The 11,788-nt window shown below is 41.3% G+C and carries 12 protein-coding genes; 4 read left to right on the top strand and 8 right to left on the bottom strand.

The genetic code is table 11. The features are described 5' to 3' along the window. Window positions 1–22: 22 nt before the first annotated feature. From H562_RS0106020 to rpsB, 4 genes are all read left to right on the top strand, one after another. Complete coding sequence (locus H562_RS0106020; protein WP_027376677.1) at window positions 23–355, top strand: hypothetical protein; 333 nt, start codon at window positions 23–25, stop codon at window positions 353–355. 275 nt (window positions 356–630) lie between these two features. Then, window positions 631–1,086 (top strand): 50S ribosomal protein L13, encoded by a 456-nt coding sequence (rplM, locus tag H562_RS0106015; RefSeq protein WP_027376676.1) that lies wholly within the window; start codon window positions 631–633, stop codon window positions 1,084–1,086. Between the two features lie 5 nt (window positions 1,087–1,091). Further along, the gene (rpsI, locus tag H562_RS0106010) at window positions 1,092–1,478 is read left to right on the top strand and encodes a 30S ribosomal protein S9 (protein WP_027376675.1); all 387 of its coding nucleotides are present in this window, start codon (window positions 1,092–1,094) and stop codon (window positions 1,476–1,478) included. A 188-nt stretch (window positions 1,479–1,666) separates the two neighbouring features. Further along, complete coding sequence (gene rpsB, locus H562_RS0106005; RefSeq protein ID WP_027376674.1) at window positions 1,667–2,449, top strand: 30S ribosomal protein S2; 783 nt, start codon at window positions 1,667–1,669, stop codon at window positions 2,447–2,449. A 106-nt stretch (window positions 2,450–2,555) separates the two neighbouring features. Here the strand turns inward: rpsB and H562_RS0106000 are convergent, their stop codons facing one another. The 8 genes from H562_RS0106000 to rlmD form a co-directional block, all read right to left on the bottom strand. Next, the gene (locus tag H562_RS0106000) at window positions 2,556–3,206 is read right to left on the bottom strand and encodes a DUF6759 domain-containing protein (RefSeq protein ID WP_027376673.1); all 651 of its coding nucleotides are present in this window, start codon (window positions 3,204–3,206) and stop codon (window positions 2,556–2,558) included. Between the two features lie 15 nt (window positions 3,207–3,221). Further along, a complete protein-coding gene (gene trmB / locus H562_RS0105995) occupies window positions 3,222–3,899 on the bottom strand; it encodes a tRNA (guanosine(46)-N7)-methyltransferase TrmB (RefSeq protein ID WP_027376672.1) in 678 nt (225 codons plus the stop codon). 64 nt (window positions 3,900–3,963) lie between these two features. Further along, on the bottom strand, window positions 3,964–4,749 hold the full coding sequence (locus tag H562_RS0105990) for a DUF6759 domain-containing protein (RefSeq protein ID WP_034690805.1): 786 nt from the start codon (window positions 4,747–4,749) through the stop codon (window positions 3,964–3,966). Window positions 4,750–4,828: 79 nt separating this feature from the next. Next, complete coding sequence (locus H562_RS0105985) at window positions 4,829–5,692, bottom strand: hypothetical protein (RefSeq protein ID WP_233701978.1); 864 nt, start codon at window positions 5,690–5,692, stop codon at window positions 4,829–4,831. Between the two features lie 213 nt (window positions 5,693–5,905). Beyond that, entirely contained in the window at window positions 5,906–8,848 is a 2,943-nt protein-coding gene (locus H562_RS0105980) for a reprolysin-like metallopeptidase (RefSeq protein WP_027376669.1), read from the bottom strand. Between the two features lie 250 nt (window positions 8,849–9,098). Beyond that, the gene (locus tag H562_RS0105975) at window positions 9,099–9,758 is read right to left on the bottom strand and encodes a DUF6048 family protein (RefSeq protein WP_027376668.1); all 660 of its coding nucleotides are present in this window, start codon (window positions 9,756–9,758) and stop codon (window positions 9,099–9,101) included. Beyond that, window positions 9,724–10,203 carry a DUF6452 family protein gene (locus H562_RS0105970; RefSeq protein ID WP_027376667.1) on the bottom strand — a complete coding sequence of 160 codons (480 nt, stop codon included), beginning with the start codon at window positions 10,201–10,203 and terminating at the stop codon, window positions 9,724–9,726. Before H562_RS0105970 ends, H562_RS0105975 begins: the two co-directional genes overlap by 35 nt. Window positions 10,204–10,327: 124 nt before the next feature. Continuing rightward, window positions 10,328–11,737 carry a 23S rRNA (uracil(1939)-C(5))-methyltransferase RlmD gene (rlmD, locus tag H562_RS0105965; RefSeq protein WP_027376666.1) on the bottom strand — a complete coding sequence of 470 codons (1,410 nt, stop codon included), beginning with the start codon at window positions 11,735–11,737 and terminating at the stop codon, window positions 10,328–10,330. Window positions 11,738–11,788: the final 51 nt, after the last annotated feature.

The following is an 11,788-nucleotide window of genomic DNA, read 5'->3' as shown; positions in this document are numbered from 1 at the left end:
TTTTTGTGCCAAAATTTTTAGCATGCAAAGAGCACTCCTCTATTTTTTCGCCGGAACTTTGATCAGTTTTTTGCTGAATTATTTTATTCTCGGCAGTCAGGGTTGGAAGCTCGATTTTTTTTACGGCCTTTCTTTCGGTTTGGCTTGGGGAACTGCTTATTTTTTAGATGACGCAAAATTCACTTTGCCGCAGAAATTTCTTATCTCATTTCTGGCTATGGCAGTTTTGGGCGTGGCAGGAACTTTTGTATTCGGGTTGGAGTATGCGGTGCCGGCGATCATTAAATTCTCAATGCTGTTTGTAGCGTATTATTTAATTGCAAGTTTTAAAGCATCAAAATCATTGCGGTCATAATAATAGATTCAGCTTACAGTTTAGCACCAGCACGAAAACTTTTACATAACTAAAGTAAGCGGCAATATTATATTTTAATGATTACTGGTAATGTATTTACAAAGAATGTGTTCATGTGCCATGCTGACATTAAATAAGATCCCGCGCAGAACTCCATAAAAAATATATTTAATCGTGCAGAAGAATTTTGTACAAGTCACTCTAAATATAAAAAAAATTCATACCTTTGCACACCCGTTTTGGGGAAAATTATGTTTAATCGTAAACGAAAAAGTGTGAATACATTAAGTTACAAAACCGTTTCAGCTAACAAAGCTACCGCGAATAAAGAATGGGTTGTGGTAGACGCTGAAGGACAGCCGTTAGGAAGATTAGCTTCCAAGGTTGCAAAGATTTTGAGAGGTAAGCACAAAACGAATTTTACACCTCACGCAGATTGCGGAGACAATGTAATCGTTTTGAATGCTGGGAAAGTTACTCTTTCCGGAAACAAGTGGGCTGACAAGACTTACATTTGGCATACCGGTTACCCTGGTGGTCAAAAGTCAATGACTGCGCTGGAACTTCAGAAAAAAGATTCTTTGAAAGTATTGGAAAAATCTGTAAAAGGTATGCTTCCAAAAAACAGACTGGGATCTCAACTGTTCTCTAACCTTTATCTGTATGAAGGTACTGAGCACAAACACGAAGCTCAACAGCCAAAAGTTATCAATATTAACGAATTCAAATAATTAATATGTCAGTAGTTCACAAAATCGGAAGAAGAAAAACTTCTGTTGCAAGAGTTTATGTGAGACCAGGTTCTGGTAACATCACTATAAACAAAAAAGATTCGAAAGAATATTTCGGAACTGACGTTTTGGTTTACAAAGTGAATCAGCCATTTTTATTAACTGAAACAGTAGGTCAGTATGACGTGACTGTGAATGTTTTCGGTGGTGGAATTACAGGTCAGGCCGAAGCGATCCGTCTTGGGATTTCCCGCGCGCTTTGCGAAATCAACGAAGAATTCCGTTTGCTTCTTAAGCCACACGGTTTGCTTACCAGAGACGCAAGAATGGTGGAAAGAAAGAAACCAGGTCAGAAAAAAGCGAGAAAGAAATTCCAGTTCTCAAAACGTTAAGACAAGATTTGAGACGCTTAGATTGGAGATTAGAGACTGTTGTCTCGTGTCTCAAGTCTATCAATCTTCTATCTAATTATTATCTAACCAAAAAATTGCCCCGTTAGTTTAGCACCCAAACATTTCTCCCATCTAAAGAAATTGTTGATTGCGATAAGCGGCACGTAAACTAAAAACAAAAAAGCGACATGGCAAAAGCAAATGTTAAAGACCTTTTAGAGGCAGGCGTACACTTCGGTCACATGACCCGTAAGTGGAACCCAAATATGGCTCCATACATTTTTATGGAGAAAAACGGTATTCACATCGTAGACTTACATAAAACAGCAGTGAAATTGGATGAAGCTTGTTCAGCTTTGGAAAAAATTACTTCTGCAGGTAAAAAAGTTCTTTTCGTAGCTACTAAGAAGCAGGCGAAAGAAGTTGTAGCAAAATATGCAGCTGAACTTAATATGCCTTATATTACTGAAAGATGGCCAGGCGGAATGTTAACAAACTTTGTTACCATCCGTAAAGCGGTAAAGAAAATGAACCACATCGATAAAATGAAGAAAGACGGAACTTTCGAAACTTTATCTAAAAAAGAAAGACTTCAGGTTGACCGTCAGCGTGCAAACCTTGAGAAAAACTTAGGTTCTATCGCAGACATGGTTCGTCTTCCGTCAGCACTTTTTGTGGTTGACATCATGAAAGAACATATCGCGGTTACAGAAGCGAAAAAATTGGGTATTCCAATTTTTGCGATCGTTGATACCAATTCAGATCCAAGAAAAGTAGAATATGTGATTCCTGGAAATGATGATGCATCAAAATCGATCGATATGATCCTTAGTGTTGTTTCAGATTCAATCAAAGAAGGTTTATCTCAAAGAAAAGCCGACAAAGAAAAATCCAAAGAAGAAGGCGAAAAAGTTTCAGCTGATGCTGATGCAGATTTCGATTCAGAAACTCCTGCAACTGCAGCAGAATAAGAATTTCATCTTTAAATATAAAAGGTTCAGAATTAATTTTCTGAACCTTTTTTTTGGTTAAAATTTTAAATGAGATGAAACAGGAACTCATTCAACCTGTTTATTTCTAGTTTGTTACGCCGCCTCTGTTTTGAATACCTGATGATGACGCCAGCTGAACCACCGGTTTATTGAGCACAACAAGCGTACTTTTTTCAATATGTTTGTTAGATGCATATTGGGCATCGCACACATTGCTTTTCAAAAGGTAATCACCCTTTTTCAGGACGAGTGAATTTTCACCATGTGCCGGCACCGCAAGATTGTAATAATCATTTCCCTGAATCCGCACGATCATATTACAGTCGGAATTGTTTTGCATAAGAAGAATAACTTCTTTGCTCGAAACATCACTGTTGAAAAGCTGATTCAGAAGCTTCACGGTTTTACCCTCATGATTTTTCGAGTTTTCTTCAAGAAGTTTTTTAAACTCTTCAGCCTCATCGTTATTTCTCTGCTTCAGGACACTTTTCGGAATTTCTACAATCAACGGTTTTAATGACCTTACAGGTGAATTTCGGTTTTTTGCCCACTGTGAATTGCGAAGTGATATCAGTTTCGGTTTCAGGACCGTCCGGCGTGGATCATCGGGGTGAGCGGTTCTCAGGAAATTTTCTATCTCGCTGATGTTCGTACTTTTTAAAATATCCGCATAATTCTTCTGTGCAGAAACTGAAAGGCCACTCAATAAAATGAGAATTAAAAAGCATTTCTTCATTAATGAAAACGTGGTTTAAGTGATTTTAAATTTAATATAGGTAATTGTTTTGCCCTTTGCCGAAAACAAAACTTCATAATAAGTCCTGATTTCGCGCAGCAAAGGCGTTTCCGGATCAAACTCAGGTGCTCCGTAAATGTCGTGGTTTGCAAAAAGGACCTCGTGTCCCAAACCCTGCAAAAGTCCAAGCGTATAGCCGTGCAGAAATTCCGAATCTGTTTTCAGATGAACAATCCCGTCCTTCTTTAATATTTTTTTATACCGTTCCAGAAAATCGGGATGCGTCATTCTGTGTTTGGTGCGTCGGTACTTGATCTGCGGATCGGGAAAAGTGATCCAGATCTCATCCACTTCATTTTCCGCAAAAAAACAGTCAACCAGTTCAATCTGCGTACGCAAAAAAGCCACATTATTTAAACCTTCTTCCACTGCTTCTTTGGCACCAAACCAAAATCGCGCACCTTTAATATCGATACCGATAAAGTTTTTTTCGGGGAAAGCTTTTGCCAGACCTACGGAATATTCGCCCTTGCCGCAACCCAGCTCCAGCACAATGGGATTTTCATTTTTAAAGACTTCCTGCCGCCATTTTCCTTTCAGCGGATATTGGTTCAGCGCCTGCGCTCTTGTTGGTTGAAATACATTTGGAAGTGTTTCGTTTTCGGCAAATCGTGCCAGTTTATTCTTACCCATTTCTCAGTCAAAAACGTACGATCTTATAGAAAATTGTACTGTTTATTTATTTTTAATGTTAAACTTATTTTGTCGGTGAATCACCAAGCGACACGATAATCGCCTTTTGTACGGTCTTTTGCGAAGAATATTCGGCGCCGCAGACCAGGCTGCCAAAAATATAATCTCCTTTTGCAACTACAATCGTATTTTCGGAATGTGCGGGAATCGGCAATCTGTATTTTGTATTTCCCACGCCCTCGATCCGCATAATAATATTGCAGTCGGATTTATTTTCGATCATAACAATACTTTCTTTGCTGTTCGGATCATTATCGAAAAGCGAATTCAGGATTTTTACGGTATTGTTTTTATGTTCAATTGGATTTACGGTCATCAGCATCGTAAACTCCTCTGTTTCGGTATCTACAAAATTTTTGCTTCCTGCTGTTGCAGCGGCGCCGGCATCAATTCCATAAGCCTTTGTGACATAAGCGGCATTGCCGGTCTTTTTCGTAAGTTCTTCTTTAAATTTGGCAATCTGTTTCTGGCGAATGATTTCATTCATCTCTTCAAAACTTATTCTGGTAGACGGCCGGCGCCGAAGCAGCGCGATTTTTTCCTGAAAATCTTTCACACGCTGATCGGCAGGATGTGCGTTCTTTATATACTCTTTCAACATCTTTATCAGTCGCGGTTTCAGAACAGTACGTTTCGGATCATCCGGATGGGCGTCCCGCAGGAAAGCGTCGATTTCGTAAATATTGGTGCTGCGCAGGATATTGCTGTAATCCTTGTATTTCTGCTGCGCGGAAAACTGGCAAAACCATAAAAATCCGAAAAGAAAAAGAATACTTTTTAGGAAGGTCATCTCATTTAAGTTAATGAAGTTTCCTCAGCAACATCAGGAATACTTCGTAAAAATTACAATATTCAAAAATACGGCAATTTTAGAAAACGGTTTGCTGTTTAGCGACATCCATCAAATGGGAATTCTTTAGCCTGCGCTCGTAGATCGGCCTGTATTTGTCGATATAAACAGCAATCGCATCATAGTTATTGGCTGCGATGTAAGGATACAGATTTTCCGAGGTGTAAACAAACTGCAGAAAGTTTTCGATCAGATTTGAGGGGATCTTCATGGCGGTAAAATAATTTTCACCATAATAATTTTTAATGCCGGCAACGGCACTGTTCATTCGCTCGTACTGCGTGGCTCTTTCCTTTTTCTTTCGGTCTCCGGAAATTATGTCGTAAATGCTTTCTAAACTAAAGGTTAAACCCCCACCGGAAAAACCTGCAACGGGCAGTTCTGGCGGCAGACCATTGCCTTTGGGTGCGGGCAGGCCGATCATTTTCTGGAGTGCGAGTGTTTTGTCACCGGTTTTCAGCGAGCTTACATCTTTACGCAGATTTCCTGTGGGTTTAAACTTACTGATAACCACTTCCTGAATATCGTAATACGCCACCTTTAATTCTACAAAATTATTGGTGTTGTCCAGATCCTGCTGCGTGACCTTCACATCTTTGCGGTCGGTGATTATAGAGGTGAAGCGAATGATATCTCCTGCTTTTGCCGGAATTTTAAAGGCGCCGAAATAATCGGTGTAAATGGTTTTCTGGGAAGTAATGTTGGTCACATAAACCTGATTCAGGTAATATACGGAATTATCTCTGATCAAAATTTCTCCCGAAAAAAACTGTGCCTGTGTTTTGCTCATCAGGAAAAACATTACCAGCAGAAATAATTTCTTCATATAGAGCGCAAAAATAATTGAATTTTCGCAAAGGCCCGAATTTAAGGCAATATTCATCGGTTAAAATTTGGTTAAAGTACTACAAATGTTGTTAAAAGTATGGATACTCAGACATTCTGGTTGCGAAAGACTTACCGGCTGTACAATTATTGCAGTCAAAATCTTTTCAGTTTTTCAATTGATCGGATATATTTCAAAAATTCACATTAAATCATTAACAAAAAAAATCCCCGGAAAATGCCGGGGATTCATTAATATAAAGAAGTGATTTTAGTTTTTGATGAACTTCACTTTATTTGACTGACCATTGTCTTCAACAGAAATCATATAAACTCCTTTCTGCAGTTTTGATACCTGTACCTGATTGCTGGTTACTTTGCCTTTAGAAACCAACTGCCCTGCTACATTGTAAATTGCATAAGTGGCATTGTTGGAAACTTTAGTTACATTTAAAACATCAGTCGCAGGATTTGGATAAACCTGAAGAGACTGTGCTTTTACATTGTCATTTACACCTAAAGTGGGGGAAATGCTTACTGCATAATCTTCAACTTCGCCGTAGGTATAAGTTCCGCAAGGAGCTGTCTGAGCGGTGTTAAATCTCAGTGCAACGCGCATGCCCACACTTTTATCACCGGTATAAGCATCTGCAGGCACTGCGAAAGTTGCAGTAACCGGGGTAGTGGTATTGGCAGTAGTCTGCATTACTATTTCACTTGCCTCGTAAGTTCCGCTACGGTCAAAATCAATCCAAACTGTAACAGCTTCGCTATACGGCGAACCGGTCCAGGCTTTTGTTACTGAGATTGTATTGTTGGTGGTTCCTTTTGCAAGTTTCATCAGACGAGCCGGATCAGTGGAATAATTGGTATAATTGGAAGCACCAGACGAACTGTTTCCACCCGCTGCACCTTCTGCAGTTATTTTCACGTTCGAAATGTATTCATCATTAGAATTTGTGGAAGATAAAGTACAGTAAGCTACCATCAAAGTAGTAAAGGTGCTTGAAGCTGTGAAGGTTCCGGTAGTTCCTGAACAAACTGAGGCTACCTGTACATCATAAGAAGTACTTTCATCCAGACCTGTAAATGTGTAGGTGGTTGTAGCTACAGGAACTTCAGTCCAAGTGGATTCAGAAGTTTTTTTGTAACGCACCACGTATGTCGCTCCGGCGATGGCATCCCACGTAACGGTGGCAGCCGCTGTAGTGACATTAGACACCGCAAATCCTGCAGGTGCAGTTCCGTCGCAAGGAACGATGGCAGAAACTGTGACAGGAGCAATGGTATAGAATACGTTTCCGATAGCAGAAATTCTCACTTTCAGTTGAGTGTTGGTAGCAAAACTTGCAAAACTCAGATCTTCTGTACCATCATTCGGAGTGGAAGCGGCAAGAACAACCCAGGTTGCACCATTATCGGCAGTGTAGTCGATCTTAACATTGGTTACGTTGAAAGGAGCTGCGTTAGTTCCCACAACATCCCAGGTCAATGGTCCTGCTGCATTATTATACACCTTTGTGGAAGTGATCTTGAACGGTCCGTTGTTACTTACAGTTACTTTCTGCAAAGCTTCCTGTGTTTGTTTCTGTGCAGGATCGGCATTGTTATCGCGCACTGTCACGCGGAAGTTTGAGGCTCTGGCTACAGTAGAAACCGCTTCCCACTCATCTACATTCTTAACTGCACCTGTAAGTACTGTAGACAGTTTAGGGAAATATCTCGTGGGGCTTGCTGTTCCGGTAATCGACCGGAAACTTGCACCTGAAGTCGTGTTCCCTAAGTTGTTTTTGGTGATCGCTGTAGACGCATTGTCAACTTCTTCCCAAGTGTAGGTAATTGGATCGCCTTCAGGATCTGTCGCTTGAGCGGTCAAAACGAAAGGAGTTCCTTTTGGAATCGTCACATCCGCCATTGGTGTAATTACCGGTGGGTTATTAGCGATTGGTGTTTCAATATCACATGTTTTGCTGGCTGCCGCCAGGTTAGTCTGAACCTGAATGATCGTGTTGATATGGAAATAAGCATCAGAATGTGGCTGTACATCTGTAGCACCTGTAATTCCTGCGTATCCCATAATTGTGGAACCTGATCCAGGCTCTACGTTTTGGCCGGTTCCTTCAAGATTCATGGAGAATGTGTGGTTTCCACCTAACTGGTGGCCCATTTCGTGTGCCACATAATCGATATCGAAGTTATCGCCTTGTGGAATCCCATCTGCAGGAGAAGTGATACCGGAACCTTTTCCGTTTCCTGTCGGTACCCCCGAGCCATTCATTGGTGGGCTCACACATACACAACCGATACAGCCGGCATTACCGCCGCCGCCGGATTTTCCGAACATGTGTCCGATATCATAGTTAGCTTCACCTGCTACCGCCGTGATGGCTTTTTGCGCTGCTAAATTCCACGTGCTCAGTGTTGTTGAGTAAGGATCTGTATTCGGATCAGGATAGATCAGCGCCGGGAAATCCTGGAGAATCAGGTGCAGACCGAAATCCATTTCGAAAATACCGTTGCAACGGGTAAGTGTGGCATTGATGGCCACAAGCGCTCCCGCTACACCACCGAAATATTGCGTGTACTCACCATTGGTAGTCATCGCAAGGCGCATGGTTCTGTATTTTTTATCAGAAGCTCTGCTGAAATCCCCGGGATTATTGGCAAATGTATTTCCGGACATATAAAGTCGGTCGATCTGTTGCTTACTCAGCGGCGCTTCGCTGGTGGAACATACAAATGCTTTGTCGGCTTCAGTCTTGTTGGTTTTCGGGTGCACACCATATACAGACTTGTCGGTGTTTTGCGGTTCGATGAATTCGTAAACCCCATTGCGGATCATCATCGACTGAAAATCGTTTGGAGCTACACTGAAACGCACATAAGCGGTAGGATCATCGATACCTACTCCTACGTAAGAACCCAGCTGATACCGGTCTGCCAGAGATTTTACAACCACTGGTAAACTGTAAACGGCAAATCTTTCCATCTTTCCTTCCAGGGTTGGGATTTTCAGCTCAACCGGCCTTGCATTCTTTCCGGTTTCCTGGGCATCTGCCAGTGTGGACCGAATCGCATTCAGATCCAGGGAATAATAACTTGTGACGTTAGACGCCTCTCTGATCTTTTCTCCCTTCATAGATGTAGGAGCCCACTGCGCCAGGGCAGCCGAACTCATCAATCCGCAAAGTAAAGAAGTAAAAATTTTCTTCATATGATTAAATATTGTAGTGAGTCTCAAAATTAGATTTTTTTTGTCTCGCCATCAAAATAAAAAACGTTAATTTTTTAATTATATTTCAATATATCGGCATTTAAACCGAACTACCAATACGAATATTCAGTCATTAAACAAATAATTTTAAATATAATTTAATGACGCTAAAAAATTTAAGATATTATCGGCAGCAGAATAGAAGAAATATTTTTGAAGATATATTCAGTGCATAACAGTTTGGAAACCATTAAAAATAATAGGCAATGTTCCAGGAAAAGCCAAGATTAAAACGCACCGAACTTTTACCAAAACCCGGCACGATCATTGGCTGTAACCCCTCTTGTTTAGTTGTATACACAAGATAACGCGGCTGCATATTGACATCAATATAAAATGCAGATTCGAAGAGCTGCACGCGGCCACCTACAGTTCCCTCGAGCCAGTAAGAACTTTGTGTAGAAGAAGGAAAAGCTTCAGAAGTCTCGCTGCCACCATATCCGCGCACCGGCACAGCAAAATATTGCTGGGTATAATAGGAACCCGCAATTTTTCCACCTGCGTAGAAACCGTTCAGTTCATTTTCGCGGTCAGTGGCCAACATATAAAAACCGCCAAGTTTTAAAAAAGGGCCACTCGCTTCTGCGTTGTAACCACTTTTATCGTAAGTGTTTTTTTCGAAACCCGCTTCAGCAATTGCATGAATGTTTTTAGAAATTCGGGATGAGACAAATCCCTGAAAAAGTTTTCTGTTTGAAAAAATACTTGCACCGGCATTCAATACATCAAAACCTACCATAAAATGAGGCTCGTATTTCCAACTGCTTTTAACTGAATCCTGCACGTTCTGCGCAAATGTAAAGAGATACAGAAAGCTAAAAAAGAAGGTAAAAATGCGTTTTTGATTCATCGAGGATTTGGGTTTGATTTTGTTCAATGTCAACAACAGCGGCAGGAACTTCCAGAACGGGCGTTACATTTTCGTACACTTTCTTTATTCCACAAGCCGGGGAAACATAAGACGATTTGGTGGTGTAATTAATTTTAATTTCGGAAGTGACTGCCTTTCGTGACAAACCAACATACATTTTTGTAAACGGATAATCATCAACGCGCAAGGGTATTAAAACAGAATCGGTTTTTGCCCTGGCCGCTATAACCTGTACAGGACCGTTCCCGTAATCCACATTGATAAAAAGCGAATCCAGTGTTTTCAGTTTTCCGGTAGCTTTGGTTTTAAATTTCATTTTCAGGCGCGGCGTAGCTTCACCGCCAAGACATATGTCATCATCGCTGCCACAGGAAAAGACCGAAAGCAGAAAAACCGAAAGTAAAAATATTTTTAAAAACTTCATTCCAATTCCGAAATCATTAATAATAAAAAAATTAGAGCACTGCGCACATCCGTACTGTAAATTTAAGCAAAAACATCCGGCCAGGTTCGGGAAAACACTTTATACTCTCAAAGAAAAGCAGAATTTATATTTTCACCAAAAGTGCAATATTTTCTACATGGTGCGTTTGCGGAAACATATCTACCGGCAGAATTTTTACGAGCTTGTACTGCTCTTTCATCAGGGTGATATCCCGCGCCTGTGTGGCAGAATTACAACTTACATACACCACTTTTTCCGGCGAAAGTTTCAGGATCTGCTCCACTACTTTCTGATGCATCCCATCGCGCGGCGGATCGGTGACCAAAACATCTGCTTTTGGATGAAGCGCCAAAAACTCATCGTTGAAGATCGCTTTCATATCCCCGCAGTAAAACGTGCAGTTCGACAAACCGTTAAGTTCCGCGTGTTCGCGCGCCGCATCTATCGCTTCAGGCACCGATTCAATACCGATCACATGCTGCGCGTTTCTCGCCAAATACTGTGCTATGGTACCTGTTCCTGTATACAGATCATAAACCACTTCATCGCCTTTCAAATCTGCAAATTCCAAAGTTTTGCGGTATAGTTCCAGCGCCTGTTTGTAATTGGTCTGAAAGAATGATTTCGGCCCGATCTTAAACTGCAGCCCATCCATCTCCTCCATTATATAACCGTCGCCGAAATAGGTCTGTACTTCCTGATCGTATATGCTGTCATTCTGTTTCGCATTGATAGCGTACACCAAAGTAGTGATCTGCGGAAACTCAGCCAGCAGAAAATCGAAAAGTTTTTCGCGGTTTGCTTTTTCCTCGCGGAAAAGCTGGAAGAGAACCATCCACTCCCCTTTTGCATTCTGGCGCAGCATCATGGTGCGCAAAAATCCTTTCTGTTCTTTCACATCGAAAAAATCCAAACCGTTTTTTACGGCATAATTTTTCACAGCGAGTCTGATCGCATTCGAAGGATCTTCCTGCAGCAGACATTCTTTCAGGTCCAGGATCTTGCTCCACATACCGGGAATATGAAAACCCAACGCATCACGGTTACCGAAATTTTCTTCGGAACTGATTTCGTACTGTGTCAGCCAACGCGCATTGGAAAAAGAAAATTCCATTTTGTTGCGGTAGAAATACTGCTGCTCACTGCCCAGAATCGGCAATGTCTCGAATTCGTCACAACCGCCAATTCTTTTTATATTGTTAAAGACTTCGTCCTGTTTTATGGAAAGCTGTTTTTCATAAGAAAGATTCTGCCATTTGCAGCCGCCGCAAACCCCGAAGTGAATGCACTTCGGTTCCACACGGAAAGGCGAAGGCTCCACGATTTCCACCATTTCCGCTTCAAAATATTTCGATTTCGATTTTTTTACGCGTGCATTTACCACATCGCCTGGCACGGCGCCGGAAACCAAAACGGTTTTTCCTTCCGGTGTGCGGCCTACTGCGACGCCTTTGGAGCCGGCAGAAACCAACTCTATATTTTCTAAAACTATATTTTTATTCTTATTTCTCATTTCTCAATTAATGACGGCAAAAATAAGGTTTTAAAACAAAAAAGTGGCGAT

The sequence above is a fragment of the Kaistella palustris DSM 21579 genome (assembly GCF_000422265.1).
In the GTDB taxonomy this organism is placed as follows: Bacteria; Bacteroidota; Bacteroidia; order Flavobacteriales; family Weeksellaceae; genus Kaistella; species Kaistella palustris.
The sequence above is the reverse complement of the archived record's forward strand: the minus strand, read 5'-3'. Positions and strand labels throughout refer to the sequence as shown.